Source organism: Candidatus Thiodubiliella endoseptemdiera, from assembly GCF_964212635.1.
Lineage (GTDB): Bacteria > Pseudomonadota > Gammaproteobacteria > PS1 > Pseudothioglobaceae > Thiodubiliella > Thiodubiliella endoseptemdiera.
In genome coordinates this window covers 468,841-493,093 of sequence record NZ_OZ156463.1, presented here as the reverse complement: position 1 = coordinate 493,093, position 24,253 = coordinate 468,841, and the positions used below count along the sequence as shown (strand labels likewise).

The window sequence follows — 24,253 nt, the reverse complement described above, 5'->3', positions numbered from 1 at the left end:
TATCAATGTCTCGATGGGGCAATCAGAAAATGGGTAATTCCGTCTTTAATAGACCCTATTGGATTGTCTGATGATTTGATTTTTTTTGCCAATTTACCCACTTGATGTGCCACCACATCGCCCGTGTATTTAGACAGCAATTCTTCTAAATCAATATTCACCTGTTGCAACAAATCCACCAATAACTGTGCCGTTTTCACATCACCATGGATAACGATTTTGTCTTGTCTGAGCAATTCGGTCAAGTCCTCACCCTGAAACAAGGCTAAAAACACGCTGGACTGCAATGTAATGTTAACATCGGTATTTATAGCCGCATCGGTAGTCACAAAAATGCGATTATTGGTGCAAATAAAATTCATTTCCAAGGGAAAATCTTGCAAAGAAAAATGCACTTTTTTACCCTCTAATGGCTGAATGTCGATTGGGTGCGTTGCCAATAAAAAATTCAACGCACGCTCTAAAATAATAGCTTGCATTAAGTTTTAATGCCTTTGTGCAAGGCAACGATGCCACCCGACAAGTTATGATATTCACACAAACCAAAACCTGCATCCAGTACCATTTTTTTCAATGTTTCTTGGTCGGGGTGCTTGCGGATGGACTCTGCCAGATATTGATAAGAAGCTTCATCGTCGGCAATAATTTTGCCCAATTGTGGCATTACACTAAACGAATAAAAATGGTAGAATTTTTCCAATAAGGCAATATCAGTTTTAGAAAATTCCAGAATTAACAAACAACCCCCCGGCTTCAAAACACGATACATCTCACGGATACACTGGTCTTTATCAGTAACATTACGCAAACCAAATGCAATTGAAACGCAATCAAAAGTGTCATTGGCAAACGGAATTTGCTCACCACTCAATTGCACAAAATCCACACCCGAAACACCCTTATTAATTAAATTTTTACGCCCCTCATTCAACATAGCCGCATTAATATCAGAAAGCACCACCTGCCCTGTATCACCCACTTTTTGCTTAAAAGCACGCGCTAAATCTCCCGTACCGCCAGCAATATCTAAGACTTTGTCACCCGCTTTGACATTTGAAGTGGCAATGGTGTAATGCTTCCAAAGTCGATGTGCACCAAATGACAGCACATCATTCATCAAATCATACTTATTAGCGACCGAGTCAAAAACACCACGAACCATACCTTGTTTGTCTTCGGTGGCAACATCTGTAAAACCAAAATGTGTTGTTTTATGCATCATTATTTTTGCGGGTAGGGTCTAAAATCTGCACCTGTGTAAATCTGTGTCGGCCTGAAAATTCGGTTATGCGCCACTTGCTCATGCCAATGTGCCACCCAACCACTCGAGCGAGCCATCGCAAAAATTGGGGTGAAATGTTTTCTTGGAATTTTAAAAATCTCGGTATACAAAATGCCTGAATAAAAATCTACATTTGGATAAACACCTTTTGTACCCAGCAGTTCTTCACAAACCCTTTCCACTTCCATTGCCACTTCAAAACGCTTGGTGAGTGTCATATTAGTCTTTTTAACATAGTCCTCAATCATACTTTGCAAAATAGTTGCACGCGGGTCCTTCACGCTATATTCACGATGCCCCATACCCCAAATGACCTGCTTATTTTTTAAACGATTTTCAATATAAGGACGCACATTAGTCACTTCACCAATCTCATCCAACATATTCAACACATCTTCATTCGCACCCCCGTGCAACGAACCTGCCAAAGTACCCACCGCTGCCGATACTGATGCAAATGGATTGGCAAGTGTGGAAGCCGTTACCATTGCCGAAAAAGTACTGGCATTAATCGTGTGCTCAGCGTGCAAAATCAAGCAAGCATCAAACAATTTAACGATGTCATCATCTGGCTCTTCGCCAAATGACATATATAAAAAGTTCTTTGCGTACGACATTTTATTGTTCGGCTGAATCGGATCATAACCTGTAGAAATACGCGCCCACATTGCTACTAAAGTGCTCATATTGGCAATAATTTTGGTCAATGCACTTTGTGTATAGGCCGAATTCGGATCTTGTGCACCCGCATCAGGATAAAAAGTTGCCATCGACGCAATTGCCGTTTGTAACACATCCATCGGGTGTCCATTCGCTGGTAGCGCCCACATCATATGGCGAATATCGCGTTTGACTTCGTAACGCTGGTGCAATACTTTGTTAAAATCCTCTAAGGCACCAGCACTCGGCAATTCGCCATCTCGAAGCAACATTGCTACTTCTTCAAACGATGCGTTTTTAACCAAATCTTCAATTGAATAACCACGATATGCCAAGATGCCATTCTTGCCGTCAATCGATGAAATTGCCGACTCTGTCGCTGGAACACCCGCTAAACCTGGAATATATTCAAGCATAATTTAAACCGAAAAAGATGAGCCGCAACCACAAGTGGTTTTAGCATTAGGATTATGAATAATAAAACGAGAGCCTTGCAGGTCTTCTAAATAATCAACCGTTGCGCCAATAAGATATTGGTAACTCATTGGGTCAACGACTAATTGCACGCCGTTTTTTTCTACGCCTGAGTCACCTTCTTTTTGTTTATCGTCAAAAGTAAAGCCGTAAGAAAAACCCGAACAACCGCCACCTGTGATATAGACACGCAATTTCAAATCGTTGTTTTTTTCTTCCTGAATAAGGTCGGATACTTTTTTAGCGGCATTGTCGCTAAAAACAATATCTGCTTCTTCTAATACTTGTGCTGCTTGCATAATTTTTCTCCTTTAAGGTAATAAACCAATTTGCTCTAAGCCTAAACCTTCATTTAGCCCAAACATAATATTCATATTCTGCACAGCTTGCCCCGATGCGCCTTTAACAACATTATCAATCACTGCCATAATAATAAGTCTGTTGCCTGATTTTTGTACGCTGATATGGCAATTATTCGTACCTTTCACTGATTTAGTCTCTGGATAAATACCACTTGGCAAGATGTGAATAAATGGGTCATTTTGATAGCGCTTTTCAAACAATTCTTGCACATCAATATCCTTGGTCAAATCCACATAAATATTGGCAAGCATACCTCGAGTCATCGGTATCAAATGCGGTATAAAATCAAAATTTACCTCCACACCTGCAATATCCGATAACACTTGTTGGGTTTCAGGTTTATGGCGATGTTGATTAACATTATAAGGTTTTAAAGATTCGTTGACCTCGCAAAAAAGCGTGGCAACATTAGCCCCTCTACCTGCACCACTAACCCCCGACTTGCAATCAGCAATAATATGTTTTGTATCAATGACCTTTGCTTCAAGCAAAGGTTTAAGTGCCAGCGTGATGACAGTCGGATAACACCCAGGATTGGCAACCAAAGTGGCATTTTTAATTTGTGACTTATAAACTTCAGGCAATCCATAGACAGCATTCTCTAATAAAACACTTTGTGTATGTTTCATGCCATACCATTTACTCCATTCAACACTGTCTTTAATACGGAAATCAGCACCCAAATCAATAACTTTAATGCCTTTCTCAATAAATGCACCCGTATTTTCCATTGCCACGCCATGTGGAGTGGCAAAAAATATTACATCACATTCAAACAGCGACTCATCATCTGGCGCAATAAAGTCAAAATCAACATAGCCTATTAGACTGGGAAACTCTTCAATAACGGGTTTTCCGATATTTGTCCGTGAACACAGATGAGTAATTTTTGCATCTGAATGATTGTGCAAAAGACGCACAAGCTCCAAACCTGTGTATCCAGTACCACCAATAATACCTACTTTAATCACAGTATTCACCCAACATTTTTTCCAGATAATGAATATTCATCCCACCTTGACGGAAAGTTTCATCCGCCATAATGCGTGCTTGCAACGGGATATTGGTTTTAATACCGTCAATCACCATTTCATCAAGGGCATTTTGCATTTTGATGATTGCCCCCAATCGGGTGTCGGCAAAAGTAATGAGTTTGCCAATCATTGAATCGTAATGTGGTGGCACGGTATAGCCGTTATAAATATGACTATCGACACGCACACCTAAACCGCCAGCGACATGATATTGGGTGATTTTTCCAGGGGAGGGCATAAAATTATTGGGGTCTTCGGCGTTGATGCGACATTCAACTGCAAAACCTTTAATTTGCACCTCATCTTGGGTGAATGACAGGGGCTGACCATCGGCAATTAAAATTTGCTCACGCACAATGTCAATGCCTGTAATCATCTCGGTAACGGGGTGTTCAACTTGCACACGGGTGTTCATTTCAATAAAATAAAATTCGTCGTTTTCAAACAAAAATTCAAAAGTACCGGCGCCACGATAGTTAATTGCCTTGCAAGCGTCAGCACAAACTGCACCGATTTTATCCCGTAATGCTGGGGTAACGCCTGGGGCTGGGGCTTCTTCTACGACTTTTTGATGACGGCGTTGCATTGAGCAATCTCGTTCACCCAAATGCACGGCGTTACCGTGTTCGTCTGCCAATATTTGAATTTCAACATGACGAGGTGTGGTCAGGAATTTTTCCATATAAACTTCTGCATTGCCAAAAAAACTCAGCCCTTCAGTCTTGGCAAGTTCAATTGCGGCCAGTAAATCCGCTTCTTTTTCCACCACTTGCATACCCCGTCCACCACCACCACCTGATGCTTTGATGATAATTGGAAAACCAATTTTATTGGCGATGGCAATGTTGGTTTTATCGTCAGTGCCTAATCCGCCATCTGAGCCGGGTACACAAGGCACATCCGATTTTTGCATCGCCTCAATGGCTGCGACTTTATCACCCATCACCCGAATATTGCTTGCACGAGGGCCGATAAAGATAAAGCCACTTTCTTCAACACGCTGTGCAAAATCTGCATTTTCAGACAAAAAGCCGTATCCTGGGTGGATGGCATCTGAATGCGTTACTTCTGCCGCTGCAATTAAAGCGGGGATATTCAAATAACTGTCTGTTGAAGGCGGTGGACCAATACAAACGGCTTCATCTGCCAAACGCACATGTTTCAAATCCTTATCTGCTGTTGAATATACAGCCACAGTTTTGATACCGAGTTCTTTACAAGCACGCAAAATACGCAAGGCAATTTCGCCACGATTAGCGATTAAAACTTTATTAATTTTATTCATTATTTTATTACAACCAAGGTTTGTCCAAACTCAATCGCATCACCATCATTACACAATATTTCCGTTACTGTGCCTGATTGGTCTGCTTCAATTTGGTTCATAATTTTCATTGCCTCAACGATACAAATAGTATCACCTTGATTGACATGCTGCCCCACCGTTACAAACGCATCAGAAGTCGGCGACGCTGCACCGTAATAAGTGCCCACCATCGGTGAAGTAATGGGATGTCCATCCACTGCCACAGGGGCAGCTGCTTCGGCAGGAGTGGCAACCGCAACAGGGGCAGCAACAACAGTAGGAGCTGCCATTTGCACAGGAGCAGCCACTGCCTGCGGTGAATGACTATAACGAGCAATGCGAACCGATTCTTTCCCTTCTACAATTTCGATTTCTGCCATGCCAGACTCTTCCAGCAATTCCATCAGTTTTTTTACTTTACGAATGTCCATTTTTACCCCTCTGTTTTTAGTTCATAATTAAATGCTCGTAATTTTACCACCAATATAACCGAAGTTAAGCATATTTACACGCATTTTACCTACTGAAAGAATTTATTTTCTAGCGGTATAAGCCGGATAGAAATCCTCAAGATACGCCACAGTCGCATCAATATGCAACTGTCCTGGTGCGGTAATGGTATTCCCCACATACGCAAAAGTGAATAACGAGCCATAAGTCGCAAAAGACAATCGGGTGATTAAACCCCATCCCCCCATCCCAATCACCACTAAATTTTTATCCCCACTGTGCAACAGCATTTCCGTCAAAACCACCCTGTCCGCATTAGAATCCACCTGACAAGCAACCTTGACAATATCAGCTTTTGCCGATAATAATACCTCAGCCGATTCAATTTCGTGATTAATAGCCACCAAAGAGGGGGTTTTTTCAAAATTATGATACGACAATAATAATTGCGTTTCAGATTTCAGAATTGCATTGGCAAGTTGACAAAACTTTTCCGAACAATCCAATGAATGTATCGAAGAAGTCTCAATATCAACAATATCTGCATATTGGTAACATTCAGCAATAATAACCACTCTTTCCGCATCGCTACCTCCCCAATTTCCGCCTTCTCTCTTAGGTCTAAAAGTTAATATAGTCGGCACATCAAGGTCACCAAATTTTTGCAATTCTTCGATGATATTTTTAGCAAATATTTTACCTGTGAATAAATCTACTCTAATTTCAGCAATATCCAACCCTTGCTTCTTTAACGCCTTTATTTCTTCCACACTGCAATTATTACTAAATGAAACAGCGATTGCTGGCATCCCATTGCCTAAAGTATTGTTTTTTAGTTTAATCATTTTTTTAGTTTAATCCATTTGCCGAAAGGGTTTCTCTATATAGTAATGTATGAGAATTGAGTGCTATAAAACTTGGTCTTTCATTTTCGTTCACTGAAAAAAATATCACGCTTCGTGATATTGTTCATATTCTGTATCTCTGAGTGATGTCTCCTCTTGACTAAAATAACCCTCTACCGTTTGTACCGATACAGAAGCGTTAAAGACTTCGTTACTTTCAGAAACAACATTCATATTAAATGCTACTTAGAACTTTCCAGATGCCGAAGAAAATCTTGTGCGTTAATCTCACCTACAATGCGTTGTGAACGATTTTCAACACCGTTTTTAAAGAACAAAATTCCTGGTGGTCCGATGATACTAAAACGCTTCATTAGAGCTTTGTCAGTTGCATCATTCGCAGTAACATCGGCTTGTAGGGCGATGATATTTTTCATTTTCTCAACCACATTAGGGTTTGAAAAGACGAAGCGCTCTAACTCTTTGCACGAAATGCACCAATCTGCATAAAAATCTAGCATCACGATTTGACTATTGCTTTGTGCTTGGGCAAGTATGCGGTCTAACTCGGCACTAGACTTAACTTTATCAAATACAATATGAACTTTTTTCGCCTGCACTCCTGAGCCATAACCTGATAATGGAGCAAACATATCGCCACCGCCACGAGCAACTAGTCCTCCCAATAATAAACCGTAAATTAACACGAGTAAGCCAATGCCTTTAAATAAGCGATGAAAAACGGATGCGGTGTCGTTTAATTTTTGGAATACACCCATTACAATTGGTGATAAAGTGAAAAGTAATGCCCACAATATTAACGAGACGAATGGCGAGATGATACGGTCTAGCAAATAAATGGCCACGGCTAACATCATGATGCCGAATACATATTTAACATTATCCATCCAACCGCCTGCTTTAGGTAATTTACTCACGCCAGCACCGATTGCAAGTAGTGGCACGCCCATACCTAAACTTAAAACGAATAAAGACAAGCCACCAAGCAAAGCATCACCCGTTTGCCCAATATAAATCAATGCGCCTGCAAGTGGCGGGGCAACACAAGGCCCAACAATCAATGCTGATAAAAGACCCATAATTGCCACACCAATTAAACTACCGCCTTTTTGTTTGTTGCTGATACTAGTAATTTTATTCTGCAAAGCAGCTGGCAATTGGATATCGTAAAAGCCAAACATGGAGAATGCCAACGCCACAAAAATTGCACTAAATGCCACCAAAACTACTGGCGTTTGCAATAAAACTTGTAAATTTTCGCCAAAATACCCTGCTAATACACCTGCCATCGAATAAGTTACACTCATCGCTAGGACAAATACAATCGACATAGTCAACGCTTTTCTGGTGGTCATTTCACCTTTTTGCCCAATAATAATACCTGATAAAATCGGAATCATCGGGAATACACAAGGGGTTAACGACAATAATAAACCAAAACCAAAGAAACTGACTAAGACTAATAAAATATTATCTTGCTGTAATAATGCGGTAATTTGGTCGGTTTCGTTTAAAGGGGCGTCAGTCGTTAGATTTGGAACTGTGACTAATTTTGACGCTGCTTGTGGTTGTGGTTTAACTGGCTCAACTGCCATAGTCGTTTCAGGCATTGTAATATCTGTGATTTTTTCTATTGGTGGGTAGCAAATACCACCCAACCAGCAACCTTGAAACTTAGCCGAAAAAGTTACTTTTCCTGTTTGAATATTTTTTAGTGGTATATCAATAACGAGATTACCCTTGTAAATCTCCACTTTGCCAAACAATGGGTCGTCTTTTTCTACCCAACTTGGAAAGATAATCTCGCCAAATTCTGCACCCTTGGCATCGATGAAAAACTTATCACGATAAAGATAGTACTCTGGATGTACTTTCCAAGTTGCACGCAAAGTATTCGCATCAATTGCCTGTACTGAATATGCAAATGCTTCATCCGCAGGTAATGGCTCATCAGAAATAGGTACTACCTTTTTAATGATAGACTGCATAGTAGACTTCGCCTTGGACAGTATATTAAACGCATCATCAACTAATGATGTTTTACGATTATCCCTAACTTTAAGTGTTACTGATTTGGTAATTGGCGGATAACACACACCCAAATCTGCACAACCTTGGAACACCATATTAAGTACGATAAATTGGGTATCGCCTTCCAACACAGGCACTACAACCTGAACATTATTACGATAAACCCCAATCTTGCCAAAAAATTCATCATTTTTAATTTTCGCTATAGGGAATTTTGCCTCGCCTAATCGCGTTGAATGATTTGAAGAAATCTTGATTTTTTCTTTATAAAGATAATACCCTTCGGCAACATCCCAATTCAATAAGATTTTGTCATCAACAACCTTAGCCTTAAAGGCAAACGCCTTATCCGCAGGCAACAACTCACTCTCTGCCTGTGCAGATATCGAAAATAATAAAAATAATGATAATAATAAACGCTGCATGACTTTTCTCCTCAAATATATCCTGCTATATTATACGCTTAGGGGTAGATAGGTAAAATTATTTACTAATATCAATATCAATCCCTTGTTCAAGCAGTTCTTTTTGTCTATACGCAAGATAGGCACCATAAGTTGCCAATTTTTGATAAAAATTACCACTGACGAATCGCAATGCTTCTTTAAAATGAAAAGTATATAAAAATCCATCAATACGCGTTATTTCATCGCCTTTGTTAAACAAAATAATACCTGGTCGATAGTTGAGTTTAAGTTTTTTTACCCACGCTTTCGGCGTTGTTTTATTACCTTTATTGTCAATAATAGCCTGTGTAGAATTTGCATCAAGGCGCGCCACACTAAAAGCATTAAATTCATTCATAACCGCCTTATTTTTAAGTGTAGTGTTGTGAAAATATGCACAAGCATCACAGTTTTTATCTTCAAAAATCACTGCCAATGGGGTTTTAATTGTAGAAAAATCTGTTACTTTTTGGAACATTACATGGTCTTGTAGTTGGTAATTACCTGTTTTTTTATTGACTTCAATATACTCTGCTAAAGTTGAGTTTTTATAAGATTTACTCTGCACATATCCCAACACTTCTATAAATTTTTCAGGCGATCGATAACCGTTTGTTCTTGCTACTATCTTGTTTTTTTGATTTAAAAAAACAATCGTCGGTGTATATCGCACTCCAACTTTTATTGAAAATTCTTTCTCAGTAATAGCTTTATCTTCACCCAAAGCCACTTCTTTATCACCCCGCATATTAATAGCAATTACATCAAAATGCTCTTGAACAAAGTCTCTGAGAAAAGGTTTGTCAAAATTTTTCGCCATATGATCACAATAAGGACACTCGTCTAAATGAAAAAACAACAATACATGTTTATCCTTTTGTTTTGCCTCATCAACATCATCAACAAGTTCTAAAAAACTTTCTTTAAACCAAGACGGCATCGAATAAATTACGCCACCTACAATTTTCCCCTCTTTTGCTAATGTTGGTACACTAACCATACCAATCAACATTAAAAAAACAATAACAAACTTTAGATTGAAATTCCTCATAACACCGCCCCAATATAATTTATCAATTTTATTATAACTTATTCAAGAATATAATGCCCCAACAAATTCAGACAACAATCTGAATTTTATTATTTTGAATAAGTTGAGACCTTTGCATAAATATGAATAATCATCAAAACGCCATCTTTCATCAAATTACAAACTTTTTAAAAACACCCTTAGCCCTGCTAGGAGTGGATTTAAAAAATTTCCAATTTAATAAAATCTGTCATTTTGCTAATCATCCCTATTTATGCAAAGGTCTCAAGTTAAGTTTAAACAGCAAAAAGATGGCGTTTATTTTAACCAAAGTTGTTAAGTTGACGATTAAACAAAAAAGGTTTGCCTTACACACCAAAAAAGGACAACCTTAAAGTTGTCCTTTTTTGATATACTATCGCACCATGGATAATCTCCTTAATTTCTTTGTTAAACAAAAAAAATTAGCTTTGGTTTTTACACTGAGTGTGATTGCTGTGGGTATTTTGGCGCTTAATGGCATTCAACGAGATGAGTTTCCAAATGTGGATTTTGAGACGATGGTTGTGGTTACCAACTATCCTGGTGCATCGCCTGAAGATGTTGAGCAAAATGTTACTAATTTGATTGAGGATGAACTCAGGGATGTTATAGGCATTGATAAGTTTAGCTCTAAATCAAGGGCAGGGGTTTCTACTATTACGGTTAAGTTGTCTCATGATGTGAGTGATGTTGCTGAAATTAAGCAAGATATTAGGAATGCAGTTAATCGCGTTAGGGCTTTGCCTGTTGAGGTGGTGGATTTGCCAAAAGTGATGGACTTTAAACCGTCGAGGCAAAGTATTCTCAAGGTGAGTATTGCTGGCGTGTCTTTTTCTTACGCCAAATTACGCCAAATTATTGATGACATTGCTACTTCTATTGAGGCTGTGGATGGTGTGTCTGAGGTGAGTAAGCAGGGGTATCTTGATAAGGAGATTCAGGTCAAAATCGACCCGCAGAAACTTTATTTGCATAAACTTTCGTTGCCACAAGTGATGAGTGCTATTGGGCAACGGAATAAGCGTTGGACGGTGGGTAATAATAATAGTGATAAAGATGAAAAAACTATTGTGGTGTTGTCTAAGTTTGCTAAGGCGGATGAGGTGGGCGAGGTAATTATCAGGTCTAGTTTTAGTGGGCCAATTATTCGTTTGAAAGATGTGGCTTTGATTACTATTGGTAATGTGGAGGAAAAATCTATTGTTCGTGTGAATGGCAGGAAAGGATTTATTTTAAATATCAAAAAACAAGCACAGGCTGATGTGATTACTACGGTGGATTTAATTAAGGAAAAAATGACAGTGATGAATCGGCAGTATGGGGATAAATTGCAGATTTTCTATACTTCAGATAGATCTAAATATGTGCGTAATCGACTAAATATTGTTACTAATAATGGGGTGATAGGTTTGTTATTGGTGTTGGTAATATTGGGGTTATTTTTGTCGTTTAAAACTGCATTTTGGGTGGCGGTGAGTTTGCCAGTGAGTTTGTTGGGGTCGGTGGCGTTGTTGGGATTGGCGGGGGAGACGATTAATTTGGTGTCGTTGTCGGCGATAATTTTGGTGTTGGGGATTGTGGTGGATGATTCGATTATTGTGGCAGAGAGTGTGCATTATTATCGACAGTTAGGCGAAGAGCGGTATGCTGCGTCTGCACGAGGGTTTAAGCGGGTGATTATGCCGGTGATTACTACTATTTTGACAACAATATTGGCGTTTTCATCAATGTTTTTAATGGGTGGGACGATGGGTAAATTTATTTATGTGATTCCTTTGATTGTGATATTTGCTTTGGGTTTATCTTTCTTGGAGGTTTCATTTGCTTTACCTGCGCATTTGGCAGGTGTTAAAAATAAAGAAAAAGAGAGTGTTTGGTTTGAAGTTGTTGAACAAAAATTTGAAGTATTGTTAGCCAGGGTGTTAAAGATTAGATATCAAGTTGTTACTTTATTTGCTGTTTTATTAGTGGCTTCTTTGGTCTTTGCATCAATGCAAATGAAGTTTACTTTGTTCCCTGCGGTTGGTGTTGACAATATTAAAGCAAGGTTGGTTATGAAAGTAGGTTCATCGCTGAGTAATACTGAACATAAAGCAGAAGAAGTAGAAGATTTGGTGGCAAAAATTGTTGGACTAGATTTAGTTTCTATTACCACGGATGTTGGTAAATATTATACTCACAAGGCTTATTTTAATATTGAATTGGTACCATCTAATGACCGTGAAACAGATTCTAAGGTAATTTTAAAAAAACTTAAAGACAGTGTTGAACAAATTACTGGTGTTGAAAAATTACACTTTTCTGTGCATCGACCAGGACCTCCACAGGGTGAAGATATTGAGATTAATTTGATTGCTCAAAATGATGTTCAGAGAGAAAAAGCGGCGTCAAAACTTGAGAAAATTTTAGAAGCAATAGAGGGTGTGGACAATATTGACCGTGATGATGACCCAGGTAAAAATCGTATTGAAGTAGTGCTTGATTATGAAAAAATGGCACGTTTAGAAATCGAGCAATCAACATTAAATCAATATTTGCGTGCGGCATTTACGGGTATCGATGTTACCAATATGCGTGAGGGTAAAAATGATGTGAATTTTAGAGTGTATCTTGGTGAGAATAATTATTCTGAAGATTTTATTCGGGATATTAAAGTGCTTAATAGAAAAGGACTTGTGGTTCCGATTGCCAATTTTTCCAGTATTCAAACTATTATCGGTGAGCCAAATTTTAACCACTATAATGGATTGCGTTTAACCACGGTAAGTGCGAGTATTGATGATGCTAAAACTAATGTCAAAGCGGTGATGCGTGATGCGCTTGAACAGTTAAATTTGAGTGATAATTTTGCAGGTGTTCGTGCGATTAGTGAAGGCGGGGCTAAAGAAACTAACGACTCCATGGATAGTTTTAAGCAAGCTTTTGTGATGGCAATTTTTGGTATTTTCTTATTGTTAGTGTTGTTGTTTAATTCTTATACTCAGCCACTGTTAATTCTTAGCACTATTCCTTTTTCGGTAATTGGGGTTATTTGGGCATTTTCCCTACACGGAGAAACATTGAGTTTTTTTGCTGTTTTAGGGGTGTTGGCATTGATAGGGGTGATTGTAAATGACTCTTTGGTGTTGGTTTCACATCTAAATTACCTGAAAAAGAAAGGCATATCAGATGTCCATCAATGGATTGTCCAAGGCTCAAAAGACCGTCTGCGTGCCGTAGTACTTACTAGTCTCACCACCTTAGCAGGCATCATCCCGTTAGCTTACGGCATCGGTGGCACTGATTTCATTTTGCAACCCATGGCACTTGCACTCGGCTATGGATTGTTATTCGGCACAGTGATGACGCTCATTTTGTTACCCTGCTTATATTTGATGAACTACGAGTTTGTGAATTGGGTTACTCATAAATTCCGCAAGTAACATTTTCAACCCATGGTGATGGGGTAAGAAAAAACAAATCCGACCTGTCCCATAAAAAAATACGGAATAACAATCACTTACATTGCCTAATGACACACAGGTCAAACCTATTTTTTATTTATTTTGCAATGCGTGGCGAATAAGTTCTTCGGTGCTAAAGGTATTATTGCCAACGCCAGCAATCATTTTTTCTGCTTCTTTAACTTTAAAGCCAAGCGATTGCAAGGCAGCAAGCGCTTGATTACTGTTTGGATTATTACCACTAATCGTCGTCGCTTGATTACTGGCTTTAATAAGATTGAGTTTTTCCAAGCGGTCTTTGAGTTCTACAATCAATTTTTGTGCTGTTTTCTTGCCGATACCTGGGGTTTTTGCAAGCAAAACATCGTCATCATTCGCAACAGCGCTCATTAATGAGCCAATGTCCAAATGTGACAAAATCGCCAAAGCTACTTTAGGCCCAACACCATTTACGCGGATAAGTTCTCTAAAAATAGTTTTTTCATCTTTGCTGATAAAACCATACAAAGTATGCGAGTCCTCTTTAACCGTTAGGTGCGTATAAAGAGAAATATTCGGCTCACTGCCCATCGCATAAAAACTCGACATTGGGCATAAAATTTCATAGCCAATGCCCCCAACCTCCAACAAAAGTTCAGGTTGATTTTTCTCTAAAATCGTACCAGTGAGTTTTCCAATCATATGCGCTATCCTTGTAAGAGGTTGAACCTCTTACAACCAAGAGTATTGTTTAAAATAAGTTTTTTCAAAAGTTTTAATATCATCTTGATATTGCAAGGTTAAGCCAATATCATCTAAGCCATTCATTAGTCGGCGTTTGCGTTCGGCATCTACTTTAAAAGTATAAGTCTCATTATTCGCTGTTACAGTTTGTGCGTCTAAATCAATGCCAATTTCTCCATCAAAGGCAAATAATGCATCCATTATGTTGTTGTCCTGCACGATGGGTAAAATGCCGTTTTTAAAACAATTATTATAAAAAATATCTGCAAAACTCGGTGCAATAATCGCACGAAAACCATAATCCTCTAACGCCCAAGGTGCATGCTCCCGTGATGAGCCACAGCCAAAATTCTCACGAGCCAATAAGATTTTTGCCCCTTTATATTTTGGGTTGTTAAGCACAAAGTCTTTATTGAGAGGGCGTTTTGAATTGTCCATCCCCACTTCTCCATGGTCTAAATAACGCCATTCATCAAACAAATTTACGCCAAAGCCAGACCGCTTAATTGATTTTAAAAATTGCTTAGGAATAATCGCATCGGTATCAATATTTGCACGGTCAAGTGGCGTGGCAATGGAAGTTAATTTAGTAAATTTGTTCATATTTTTTTGTTTAATTATTGAAGCAATCGCTTGATACCCTATCATCTGAAAGAAAGAAATCATCCCAGCCCCTTTTAGGCGGTATATTTTTCTTTTTACAGAACTCTTTTGCTTTTGTATCGTTAGATAGGTATGAATCACAATAGCTGTGTAATTCTTGTTTGGTTATTTTGTGATATTCGTTTTTCATTGTAATCGAGTTTTATCACAGCCAAGTTGCTCTTGAAAGTCACAAGCTGTGTTGTAATACTCTTTAGCTTTCTGTTTATCTTGTCGAACACCTTCAGCTTGCTCGTACATAACACCAAGATTGTAACAACCTAATCCGTTATATAAATTACAAGCCTTTTTAAAGTATTGAACTGCCATAAAGTTATCCTTTTTGGGTTTACCGTTTTTATATAATAGCCCTGTATTAACGCAACCTAGTCCATCACCCAATCTGCAAGATGTTCCATAAAATCCAAACGCTCCAAAAAAATATTTTGTTATAGTTTCATGGTAACGACCGAGCGCATTACAGCCACGAGCATGTTTTAAATTACAAGATTTAAGGTAATATTTAGATGCTGCATAATAATCTTTCTCCTCTTTTTCGTAATAATATCCATTATCGTAACACGACTTACTATCTCCACTATTGCAAAGTTTATCGCCTTCTTTAACATAATTTTTTGTTAACTCTTGCCTGATAAGGTAAGAAGAATATTCTTCAGTGATGACCGCATAACCAGTCAAGACGATTAGTAGGGTGATTGGGGTTAACGCTATAATGACTATTTTTTTCATTTTCATACTTAAATAATTTTAACAAAATTTTCCACAAATCGCACTTTTAGCAGCCGTATAAGGGCTGACTAAATGGGTAAATGAGCCTTGTCCTTGGCGACCTTCAAAGTTACGGTTTGAGGTGCTGGCACAGCGTTCACCGACTTCTAATTTGTCGGCGTTCATGGCTAGGCACATTGAGCAGCCTGCTTCACGCCATTCAAAACCTGCTTGGGTAAATATTTTGTCCAAACCTTCGACTTCGGCTTGTTTTTTAATCAATCCTGAGCCGGGGACGATTAAGGCGAGTTTGATGTTGTCGGCGATGTGTTGGTCTTTTAAAACAGTGGCAGCAATGCGTAAATCCTCGATGCGAGCGTTGGTGCAGGAGCCGATAAAGACTTTGTCGATTTGGATGTCGCTGATTTTGGTGTCTGCTGTGAGTTGGGTGTAATTTAAAGCGTTTTCCCAGCTGGTTTTTTCAACTGCATTTTTTGCATTGTTTGGATTGGGTATGTATTCATCAATGGCAACTACCATTTCTGGTGAAGTGCCCCAGGTAACTTGTGGTTTAATGTCTTCGGCGTTAAAACAGAGGGTTTTGTCAAAAAATGCCCCCTCATCTGAGTGCAGTGTCTGCCAATAGTTAACTGCCTTGTCCCATTCAGTGCCTGTTGGTGCCAGTGGACGACCTTGGACATAGTCAATGGTTTTGGCATCCACAGCCACTATGCCTACGCGTGCACCAGCTTCAATTGCCATATTGCACAGCGTCATTCTGCCTTCGATGGATAAATTTTGAATGGTGTCGCCTGTAAATTCAATGGCAAAACCTGTGCCACCTGCGGTGCCGATTTGACCGATGATATATAAGGCAATGTCTTTAGCACTGACATTTTCATTGAGAATACCTGTTACTTCAATATTGAGATTTTTTGATTTAGATTGCCATAGACAGCCCGTAGCTAAAACATGCTCAACTTCAGAAGTGCCGATACCAAATGCTAACGCACCCAACGCACCATGCGTGGAAGTATGCGAGTCGCCACAAACGATGCTCATCCCTGGCAAAGTTGCCCCTTGTTCAGGGCCAACCACATGGACAATGCCTTGACGAATATCGTTCATTTCAATTTCGGTAATGCCAAAATCAGCACAGTTTTTATCCAGCGTTTCAATTTGCAATTTAGAAATCGGGTCTTCAATACCACTCACCCCTGATGAGCGTTCTGTGGTTGGAACATTGTGGTCGGGGACGGCAAAACTTGCTTCAATACGCCACGGCTTTCTACCAGCCAATTGCAAGCCCTCAAAGGCTTGGGGCGAAGTTACTTCGTGGATAAGTTGGCGGTCAATATAGATGAGCGAAGTGGTTTCTTCTTCACGCACGATGTGTGCACTTATTAATTTGTCGTAAAGTGTTTGAGCCATTGTTGTAATTAACGATAAAATAACTCATTTTACATTTTCATTAAACCTATGTGCGGAATTTGTGGGCAATTAAGATTTGACAATCAGGCGGTTGAGTCAAAGAATTTAGAAGTAATGATGCAAAAAATTGCACGACGAGGTCCTGACGACGAGGGGATTTGGTCGGATAGGATGGTTGGTTTTGGGCATCGGCGCTTGAGTATTATTGATTTATCTAATTATGCACATCAGCCGATGGTAGATGAAATGCTTAATTTGACTTTGGTGTTTAATGGCACGATTTATAACTATCAATCCTTGCGCAAGGATTTAATTCAGCACGGTTATCATTTTTTTTCTACTTCAGACACCGAAGTTATACTTAAAGCTTATCATCATTGGGGTGAAGACTGTGTTAAACATTTGGATGGTATGTTTGCGTTTTGTATTTGGAACGGTACACATTTATTTGTAGCACGCGATAGAATGGGGATTAAGCCGTTGTATTTTAATTTGACTGATGAGGCATTTAGTTTTGCCTCCAACACACAAGCACTGATAGCGATTGGGGTGGATAGTGGTATCAATTCAGTGGCGTTGCAACAGCAATTATCCTTGCATGGCGTGGTGCCAGCACCAAATACCATTCTTAACGGAGTGCATAAAATTAAACCTGCGACGACGCTGATGATTGATGCACAAGGCAAGATTACTGAGAAAATATATTGGCAACCGAAGGCACAAAGAACGGGATTGAACAATGAAGAATATTTGGAAAAAACCCATGATCTGTTGATTAAGGCGGTAGATAAAAGAATGTTAGCAGCTGATGTACCAATTGGGGTGTTACTTTCGGGTGGGTTGGATTCTTCTTTGTTAGTAGGGCTTTTGAGTGAGGCGGGGCATCAAGATATTCGCACATTTTCTATTGGTTTTGAGGATATAGGGGGCGAAGCAGGGTCAGAATTTGAATATTCTGACCAAATTGTCAGGCGTTTTAATACTAAACACGAAAAATATGTGGTGAGCAATCGTCAAGTTTTGCCACGACTGGGTGAGGCAGTGTCGAATATGGCAGAACCGATGGTGGGGCAGGATGCTGTGGCGTTTTATTTGCTTTCTGAACAAGTTTCTAAACACATTAAGGTGGTTTTATCAGGGCAGGGTGCTGATGAGGCATTTGCAGGGTATTTTTGGTATGCACGCATGCAAAAAGAGTTGGGTAGCGAGTTTGAACGCTTTGCTAAACATTATATTGACAGGTCTTATGAAGAATATTTGCAAACTGTCAATGCACAATATCACACGGGCAACCATACCCAAGAATGGCTCAATAAAGAGTTTGATAAAGCTAATGCTGATGAATTTATGGATAAAGTATTTCGCACGGACATTACTCGTTTGGTGGTAGATGACCCTGTTAAGCGGGTGGATAATATGACCATGGCGTGGGGGTTGGAAGCGCGAGTACCATTTATGGACACGGCGCTAGTTGAGCATGCATTGTGCATACCACCGAGTCTAAAAATGAGCGAAGAGGGTAAATATCCATTGAAACAAATCTCTCGTGGATTGTTGCCCGACAGCGTGATTGATAGGAAAAAAGGTTATTTTCCAATGCCAGCACTTAAATATGTGCGGGGTGAATTTTTAGAATTTATGTCTGATATTTTAAATTCCAGTCGCTGTATTAATCGAGGGGTTTACAATCAGAATTTTGTGCAAAAAGTGATTAATCAACCCGAGCAATATATGACTGCACTCAACGGTTCACGCCTGTGGCATTTGGCGTTGCTAGAATATTGGTTGCAGGAGAATGTTGATGGATAATATTATCATTTATACAGACGGTGGCTGTCGAGGCAACCCTGGTGTTGGTGGTTGGGGTGTGTGGTTACGATATAAAGGCACAGAAAAAAAATTGAAAGGTGCTGAAAAAGACACCACCAACAATCGCATGGAACTCACTGCTGCAATTAAGGCATTAGAAGCTTTAAAATCCGACGAAATTAAGGTGGATTTATATACCGATTCTAAGTATGTAATGAATGGAATTAACGAGTGGATTATTAATTGGAAGAAAAAGAATTGGAAAACCAGTGCTAAAAGACCTGTAAAAAATGTGGATTTATGGCAAAAATTAGACAGACTTAATCAAAAGTATCCCGTAAATTGGCATTGGGTAAAAGGCCATAGTGGCGACGAAGGTAATGATATGGCGGACTTATTGGCGAATCAAGCTATGGATAGTATAGGTTAATTATAATATTACTTTATTGTAATATTACCAAATATAAATAGACTTGCAAAGTCTTTCTTTTTGTGAATAAATAGACATCTTTAATTCAACAAAAGCCCTAGGAGCAATAAATGAAAAAATTGGTATTATTATTTGGATTGGTAGCTGCATTAAATTTTAATGTATTGGCTGATGAACAGGATGGTGTTGCTGTATTGGGCGATGATGCAACTGAAGAACAAATGCAAGCAGTGAGAGATGGGGGCAAGTCGCGTTGTGAAGATATTGATGATGAAGACCAGCGCGAGGTTTGTGTGGTTGATTATTTTGCACAGCATAATTTAGAAGAAGAGCCTAGTTGCGATTAACAACAAAGAATTTGTAACTCTGCATTATGGGGGAGTTATTAAATAAAGACTCAAAAAGAGTCATTTTTTATAAAATAAAAGGAAAAATAAAATGAAAAAACTTAAAGTATTAGTAGTAAGTGCTGCATCAGTAGCATTGTTAGCATCAATGGCGGTAACCGCTAAGCCAGTAGGTATTGTTAAAGGTGTTATGGAGGTGGCGGGTATTTCTCGTAATCAAGATAACAAAGCCACTATTCACCCAGCGTTTGCAAAGACTTCGCGTCCTTGTCCGCCATTCTGTATTCAACCGACAAACCCGTTTGCTCCTGCAGCAGTTGAAACGGTATCTGAGTTAGATATTATTCATGCGATTCGTGATATTGCTAAAGGCGATAACTCTAAAATGGTGATTGATGCGCGCACACCAGTTTGGACCACAGCTAAAAAAGGCGGAACAATTAAAGGTTCGGTGAATATTTCTTTTAAAAAGTTAAACTCTAAAGCTATTGCTAAAGACCCAGATGCAGTTATTGAAATCTTAACTAGCAAGTTTGGTGTTACTGAGCAAGATGGCATCTTTAACTTTACTAAAGCTAAGACTTTGTATTTGTTCTGTAATGGTTTGTGGTGTGGTCAATCACCTGCAGCGATTAGAGCATTACTTTCTTTAGGTTATCCAGAAAATAAACTTAAGTACTACCGTTCAGGTATGAATGCATGGCATTCACTTGGTCTTAGTACTGTTGGCAAATAACCCCACAATTATTAAATTAGGAGAGACCTTTGCATAAATAGGGATGATTAGCAAAATGACAGATTTTATTAAATTGGAAATTTTTTAAATCCACTCCTAGCAGGGCTAAGGGTGTTTTTAAAAAGTTTGTAATTTGATGAAAGATGGCGTTTTGATGATTATTCATATTTATGCAAAGGTCTCTAGGAGATTATTATGAAAATTAAATTATTATTTATTGCACTGACTGCTTTATTTTTAACTGCTTGTAATACCACAGGCAACGCCAAAGGTGGCAAGCCAGTTGGTATCGTTAAAGGTGTTATGGAAGTTGCGGGTATTACTCGTAATCAAGATGGCAAGAATACTATTCACCCAGCGTTTGCAAAGACTTCGCGTCCTTGTCCACCATTCTGTATTCAGCCGCAGCATCCGTTTGCCCCTGCAGCTGTTGACACTGTAACTGAATTGGATATTATTCACGCACTTCGCGATATTGCGAATGGCGCTAATGCGATGGTTATTGATGCTAGAACTCCTATTTGGACCACAGCTAAGAAAGGTGGAACAATTAAAGGTTCGGTGAATATTTCTTTCAAAAAGTTAAATTCTAAAGCTGTTGCTAAAGACCCAGATGCAGTTATTGAAATCTTAACTAGCAAGTTTGGTGTTACTGAGCAAGATGGTGTCTTTAACTTTACTAAAGCTAAGACTTTGTATTTGTTCTGTAATGGTTTGTGGTGTGGTCAATCACCTGCAGCAATCAGAGCGTTGCTTTCTTTAGGTTATCCTGATAGCAAGCTTAAGTACTACCGTGGAGGTATGAATGCATGGCACTCATTAGGTCTTAGCACTGTTGGGAAGTAACTTTTGATTGTCTTATTTAAGGAGAAAAGGGTGCTGTTGGCACCCTTTTTTTTCATTTTGTTATTTCTGCATACAGTACCAGTGGTTGCTGGTGCGCGTGCAGATTCGTGGTATCGAATTGGCTATGATTATTCTCAAAGAAAACGCAATGACGAGGCGTTTAGATGGATGATGCGTGCTGCTGAGGCAGGGCATATTGCCGCTCAAAATAACATTGGATTGAGTTATTTACATGGACTGGGTGCAGAGAAAAATGAAAAAAAAGCATTTGTGTGGTTTGAGAAAGCCGCTAAACAAGGGTTGTCGTATGCTCAAAGTGAATTGGCAATGTTGTATTATCGACAAGGCAAAGTAAAACAAGCAGAGCAATGGTGGTCAACAGCAGCAAAACAGAATGATGAATATGCACAGTTTAATTTAGCCTCGTTATTTTTAGAACAAAATAAACGCAAACAAGCGCATTATTGGTTTCAACAAGCGAGTCAAAATAATCATCCTCAAGCGCAAACCGCGTTGGATGAATTAAAGGAGAAATAAAATGAAAAAAATAACAATAATATTGGGTTTTCTATTGGCACAAAATACTATCGCATTTTTTCCAATGCCAAATATGCCAAAATTACCAGAACTACCAATGTTTGGCGATTTTAATCCAAACCAATTACGCACTAACTTCAACAAATTTAGTAATAGTGAGCCTGATTTTGCCAGAGAAAGACGCGTAATTAGTCAGATAGAAGAAGCGGTAATGGATGGCGATGTGGAATATTTACCGTTAAAAAGAGGTAGAAAAGTTTTTACAATTTATATGGAAAGTGAAACAGACAAGCCAAAAGGCGGTGTTATTATTTTGCACAATCGCGGACAACATGCAAATTGGGACGATACCATCAAACCATTACGCACAGGGTTAACGGAAAAAGGCTGGCACACACTGTCAGTGCAAATGCCTGTGTTAGGTAAAGAAGCCAAATACTATGATTATGTACCTATTTTTCCTTACTCGTATGAACGCATTGATGCAGCATTGGACTTTTACAAGGAAAAAGGCATTACCAATATCGTGCTGATTGCTCATGGTTGTGGTGCACATATGGCAATGGGTTATATTGAAAAATATAGTGATAATAAATTTAAAGGCTTTGTTGGCATTGGTATGGGTGCAACAGATTATAAGCAAAAATTGGTGAATGGTTTTCCATTGTATAAAATGACAGTACCGATTTTAGATATTTTTGCCGAGCAAGATTTTGCAGGAGTGAGAAAAATGGCTAAGTATAGAGATGGGCTAATCAAGCAAGCAGGTAATAAAAAATCAGCACAAGTTATTATTGAAAACGCAGATCATTATTACAAGAGCGAAGGAGCTGTTAAACACCTAACGGATAAAGTGGCAATTTGGTTAAATGCGTTGTAAATAGTCAAGCTCTTGTTGGGAAAAATCAGCAAGTTTTCTGGCTTCAATATTGAATGGACCACGCAGTTCAGAGCCGATGTGTTTTTTTACTAATTTATCGAAAGTTCGCAATGGCTCAATTTTTCTTTGTTGGCATAGGTAATGAAACCATTTGTTGCCGATTTTGACATGACCGATTTCATCTTTAAAAATAATATCTAAGATGTTAACCATGTGGGCGAAGTTTGATTGTTTAAAGCGCGCTTGAATTTTTGGCGTTGCATCCAAGCCTCGGGCTTCTAGCACTCTCGGCACTAACGCCATTCGTGCCAATACATCATAATCGGTATCCGCCGTCATTTTCCATAAGCCATTATGTCCGTCAAAATCACCGTATTGATAGCCCAACTCAATTAGGTAATTATTCAGCAAAGTGAAGTGTTGAGACTCTTCAAAGGCCACCTGAATCCAATCTTGGTAAAATTGTTCAGGCATCATCTGAAAGCGATAAACAGCATCCAAAGCCAAATTAATCGCATTAAATTCTATATGGCAAATTGCGTGAATGGTATTGATAAAGCCTAAATCTGATTTATTGCGTTGTGGTACAGCACCAAATCTGACTAATTCAGGTTTGTCAGGCCTACCTGGATTTTCAGTTTTTTGAATTAGAGTATCCACATAATCTAATTGATGATTATTGCAAAGTGTGTGTAGTTGCTGTGTGAGTTTAATTTTTTCATCAATACGCTCACTCATCAAAGCACAATGTGCTAATTCAAAGGCGTTCATATTTGCCCAATTGAATATTACCCAATTGCCAATCGCCGATTTGTGTGCGAATCAGCCTCAGTGTTGGAAAACCGACAGCAGCAGTCATACGACGCACTTGACGATTTTTTCCTTCAGTAATTTTAAGCTCAATCCATGCAGTGGGGATATTTTTCCGCATACGAATTGGTGGTACTCTATTCCATAGCCAATCAGGCTGTTTAACGATTTTTGCCTTGGCAGGTTTGGTGAGTCCATCCTTGAGTATTATTCCTTGGCATAATTGCTCAATAGCATCATCGGTGACTTTGCCATCAACCTGTACAAGGTAGGTTTTTTCTTTGTCAAATTTCGGGTGTGAGATTTGGTGCTGTAATTTTCCATCATCTGTAAGTAGTAACAGACCTTCTGAATCTTTGTCTAAGCGGCCTGCCGGGTAAAATCCTTTTTCATTGATGTAGGTAGATAGATTTTTAGAATCACCACTGAATTGACACAAAACCCCAAATGGCTTATTAAAAAGGACGATACTACCCATAAATATTTTTTGCTCTTTCAACAAAAGCATCAAGTTGTGCATTGGAAATGGCAGTGAAAATCGGGGCAATAGCAATATCCACCAACCGAGAAGCGAAACTAAATTCTAATTCAAGACTAATTTTACAAGCGCTATCACTCAACGCAGTAAAAATCCAAGCCCCTTGTAATTGCTTAAAAGGTCCATCTTTGAGTTGCATATCAATGCGTGCGTCAGAGGTTAAAGTATTTATAGTGGTAAAAGTTTGATTAAAAGCACTTTTATTAATGCTTACCGAAGCGGTAATTTCACGCTCAGTTTGATTTAAAATACTCGCAGACGAACACCAATTAAGGAATTCGGGATAGTCATTGATTTGATTCACCAGTTGATACATTTGATTGCACGAATAGGGGACAATGGCACTTTTAGAGATTTGATGCATAACG

The 24,253-nt window shown here is 38.9% G+C and carries 27 protein-coding genes; 9 read left to right on the top strand and 18 right to left on the bottom strand.

Annotation, left to right across the window (positions count from 1 at the left end):
* Positions 1-2: 2 nt before the first annotated feature.
* From AB8525_RS02530 to AB8525_RS02485, 10 genes are all read right to left on the bottom strand, one after another.
* Positions 3-479, bottom strand: a complete 477-nt coding sequence (locus AB8525_RS02530; RefSeq protein WP_369178397.1) for an SCP2 domain-containing protein — start codon at positions 477-479, stop codon at positions 3-5.
* A complete protein-coding gene (gene ubiE / locus AB8525_RS02525) occupies positions 479-1,219 on the bottom strand; it encodes a bifunctional demethylmenaquinone methyltransferase/2-methoxy-6-polyprenyl-1,4-benzoquinol methylase UbiE (protein WP_369178994.1) in 741 nt (246 codons plus the stop codon). Before ubiE ends, AB8525_RS02530 begins: the two co-directional genes overlap by 1 nt.
* A gap of 2 nt (positions 1,220-1,221) precedes the next feature.
* Positions 1,222-2,358: a citrate synthase gene (locus tag AB8525_RS02520; protein ID WP_369178395.1), complete on the bottom strand. Its 1,137-nt coding sequence runs from the start codon at positions 2,356-2,358 to the stop codon at positions 1,222-1,224.
* A 3-nt stretch (positions 2,359-2,361) separates the two neighbouring features.
* Positions 2,362-2,715 carry an iron-sulfur cluster insertion protein ErpA gene (erpA, locus tag AB8525_RS02515; protein WP_369178393.1) on the bottom strand — a complete coding sequence of 118 codons (354 nt, stop codon included), beginning with the start codon at positions 2,713-2,715 and terminating at the stop codon, positions 2,362-2,364.
* A gap of 12 nt (positions 2,716-2,727) precedes the next feature.
* Positions 2,728-3,750 carry an N-acetyl-gamma-glutamyl-phosphate reductase gene (gene argC / locus AB8525_RS02510; RefSeq protein WP_369178391.1) on the bottom strand — a complete coding sequence of 341 codons (1,023 nt, stop codon included), beginning with the start codon at positions 3,748-3,750 and terminating at the stop codon, positions 2,728-2,730.
* On the bottom strand, positions 3,743-5,098 hold the full coding sequence (gene accC, locus AB8525_RS02505; protein WP_369178390.1) for an acetyl-CoA carboxylase biotin carboxylase subunit: 1,356 nt from the start codon (positions 5,096-5,098) through the stop codon (positions 3,743-3,745). Before accC ends, argC begins: the two co-directional genes overlap by 8 nt.
* Positions 5,098-5,550: an acetyl-CoA carboxylase biotin carboxyl carrier protein gene (gene accB / locus AB8525_RS02500; protein WP_369178388.1), complete on the bottom strand. Its 453-nt coding sequence runs from the start codon at positions 5,548-5,550 to the stop codon at positions 5,098-5,100. The genes accC and accB overlap by 1 nt, the downstream gene beginning before the upstream one ends.
* Before the next feature lie 102 nt (positions 5,551-5,652).
* Positions 5,653-6,414, bottom strand: coding sequence for a type I 3-dehydroquinate dehydratase (locus AB8525_RS02495; protein ID WP_369178386.1), 762 nt, complete (start codon positions 6,412-6,414; stop codon positions 5,653-5,655).
* A gap of 242 nt (positions 6,415-6,656) precedes the next feature.
* On the bottom strand, positions 6,657-8,891 hold the full coding sequence (dsbD, locus tag AB8525_RS02490; RefSeq protein ID WP_369178384.1) for a protein-disulfide reductase DsbD: 2,235 nt from the start codon (positions 8,889-8,891) through the stop codon (positions 6,657-6,659).
* Between the two features lie 58 nt (positions 8,892-8,949).
* On the bottom strand, positions 8,950-9,963 hold the full coding sequence (locus AB8525_RS02485; RefSeq protein WP_369178382.1) for a thioredoxin fold domain-containing protein: 1,014 nt from the start codon (positions 9,961-9,963) through the stop codon (positions 8,950-8,952).
* Positions 9,964-10,085: 122 nt separating this feature from the next.
* On the opposite strand from AB8525_RS02485, the gene AB8525_RS02480 reads away from it, so the two are divergent.
* Together AB8525_RS02480 and AB8525_RS02475 are read left to right on the top strand one after the other, a co-directional pair.
* Positions 10,086-10,337 (top strand): hypothetical protein, encoded by a 252-nt coding sequence (locus tag AB8525_RS02480; protein WP_369178381.1) that lies wholly within the window; start codon positions 10,086-10,088, stop codon positions 10,335-10,337.
* A 75-nt stretch (positions 10,338-10,412) separates the two neighbouring features.
* The gene (locus AB8525_RS02475) at positions 10,413-13,406 is read left to right on the top strand and encodes an efflux RND transporter permease subunit (RefSeq protein ID WP_369178380.1); all 2,994 of its coding nucleotides are present in this window, start codon (positions 10,413-10,415) and stop codon (positions 13,404-13,406) included.
* A 114-nt stretch (positions 13,407-13,520) separates the two neighbouring features.
* On the opposite strand, the gene ruvA is transcribed toward AB8525_RS02475, so the two are convergent.
* The 4 genes from ruvA to leuC all read right to left on the bottom strand — a co-directional run bounded on the left by ruvA (position 13,521) and on the right by leuC (position 16,952).
* Positions 13,521-14,108 (bottom strand): Holliday junction branch migration protein RuvA, encoded by a 588-nt coding sequence (gene ruvA / locus AB8525_RS02470; protein ID WP_369152333.1) that lies wholly within the window; start codon positions 14,106-14,108, stop codon positions 13,521-13,523.
* Positions 14,109-14,138: 30 nt separating this feature from the next.
* Positions 14,139-14,753, bottom strand: coding sequence for a 3-isopropylmalate dehydratase small subunit (gene leuD, locus AB8525_RS02465; protein WP_369178379.1), 615 nt, complete (start codon positions 14,751-14,753; stop codon positions 14,139-14,141).
* A 186-nt stretch (positions 14,754-14,939) separates the two neighbouring features.
* A complete protein-coding gene (locus tag AB8525_RS02460) occupies positions 14,940-15,548 on the bottom strand; it encodes a tetratricopeptide repeat protein (protein ID WP_369178378.1) in 609 nt (202 codons plus the stop codon).
* A 12-nt stretch (positions 15,549-15,560) separates the two neighbouring features.
* Positions 15,561-16,952, bottom strand: coding sequence for a 3-isopropylmalate dehydratase large subunit (gene leuC, locus AB8525_RS02455; RefSeq protein ID WP_369178377.1), 1,392 nt, complete (start codon positions 16,950-16,952; stop codon positions 15,561-15,563).
* A 48-nt stretch (positions 16,953-17,000) separates the two neighbouring features.
* Here leuC and AB8525_RS02450 point away from each other — a divergent pair, with 48 nt between their 5' ends.
* The 4 genes from AB8525_RS02450 to AB8525_RS02435 all read left to right on the top strand — a co-directional run bounded on the left by AB8525_RS02450 (position 17,001) and on the right by AB8525_RS02435 (position 20,274).
* Positions 17,001-18,761 (top strand): N-acetylglutaminylglutamine amidotransferase, encoded by a 1,761-nt coding sequence (locus AB8525_RS02450; RefSeq protein ID WP_369178375.1) that lies wholly within the window; start codon positions 17,001-17,003, stop codon positions 18,759-18,761.
* The gene (gene rnhA, locus AB8525_RS02445; protein ID WP_369152328.1) at positions 18,754-19,191 is read left to right on the top strand and encodes a ribonuclease HI; all 438 of its coding nucleotides are present in this window, start codon (positions 18,754-18,756) and stop codon (positions 19,189-19,191) included. The genes AB8525_RS02450 and rnhA overlap by 8 nt, the downstream gene beginning before the upstream one ends.
* 110 nt (positions 19,192-19,301) lie before the next feature.
* Positions 19,302-19,538 carry a hypothetical protein gene (locus AB8525_RS02440; protein ID WP_369152325.1) on the top strand — a complete coding sequence of 79 codons (237 nt, stop codon included), beginning with the start codon at positions 19,302-19,304 and terminating at the stop codon, positions 19,536-19,538.
* 91 nt (positions 19,539-19,629) lie between these two features.
* Positions 19,630-20,274 (top strand): rhodanese-like domain-containing protein, encoded by a 645-nt coding sequence (locus tag AB8525_RS02435; RefSeq protein WP_369178373.1) that lies wholly within the window; start codon positions 19,630-19,632, stop codon positions 20,272-20,274.
* Positions 20,275-20,290: 16 nt separating this feature from the next.
* On the opposite strand, the gene AB8525_RS02430 is transcribed toward AB8525_RS02435, so the two are convergent.
* Positions 20,291-20,440 carry a hypothetical protein gene (locus AB8525_RS02430; protein ID WP_369150451.1) on the bottom strand — a complete coding sequence of 50 codons (150 nt, stop codon included), beginning with the start codon at positions 20,438-20,440 and terminating at the stop codon, positions 20,291-20,293.
* Positions 20,441-20,469: 29 nt separating this feature from the next.
* Here AB8525_RS02430 and AB8525_RS02425 point away from each other — a divergent pair, with 29 nt between their 5' ends.
* The 3 genes from AB8525_RS02425 to AB8525_RS02415 are packed head-to-tail and all read left to right on the top strand — an operon-like array spanning position 20,470 to position 22,537.
* Complete coding sequence (locus AB8525_RS02425) at positions 20,470-21,120, top strand: rhodanese-like domain-containing protein (protein ID WP_369152322.1); 651 nt, start codon at positions 20,470-20,472, stop codon at positions 21,118-21,120.
* A 36-nt stretch (positions 21,121-21,156) separates the two neighbouring features.
* Positions 21,157-21,657 carry a tetratricopeptide repeat protein gene (locus tag AB8525_RS02420; protein WP_369178371.1) on the top strand — a complete coding sequence of 167 codons (501 nt, stop codon included), beginning with the start codon at positions 21,157-21,159 and terminating at the stop codon, positions 21,655-21,657.
* Position 21,658: 1 nt separating this feature from the next.
* Positions 21,659-22,537: a DUF3530 family protein gene (locus AB8525_RS02415; protein WP_369178370.1), complete on the top strand. Its 879-nt coding sequence runs from the start codon at positions 21,659-21,661 to the stop codon at positions 22,535-22,537.
* On the opposite strand, the gene AB8525_RS02410 is transcribed toward AB8525_RS02415, so the two are convergent.
* Genes AB8525_RS02410 through AB8525_RS02400 form a run of 3 tightly spaced genes read right to left on the bottom strand, consistent with a single transcriptional unit; the run spans position 22,523 to position 24,189 of the window.
* Positions 22,523-23,308, bottom strand: coding sequence for a ferritin-like domain-containing protein (locus AB8525_RS02410; RefSeq protein ID WP_369178368.1), 786 nt, complete (start codon positions 23,306-23,308; stop codon positions 22,523-22,525). The genes AB8525_RS02415 and AB8525_RS02410 overlap by 15 nt on opposite strands.
* Positions 23,295-23,825 carry a pseudouridine synthase gene (locus AB8525_RS02405; RefSeq protein ID WP_369153046.1) on the bottom strand — a complete coding sequence of 177 codons (531 nt, stop codon included), beginning with the start codon at positions 23,823-23,825 and terminating at the stop codon, positions 23,295-23,297. Before AB8525_RS02405 ends, AB8525_RS02410 begins: the two co-directional genes overlap by 14 nt.
* A complete protein-coding gene (locus AB8525_RS02400) occupies positions 23,818-24,189 on the bottom strand; it encodes a type II toxin-antitoxin system RatA family toxin (RefSeq protein WP_369178366.1) in 372 nt (123 codons plus the stop codon). Before AB8525_RS02400 ends, AB8525_RS02405 begins: the two co-directional genes overlap by 8 nt.
* Between the last annotated feature and the right edge of the window lie 64 nt (positions 24,190-24,253).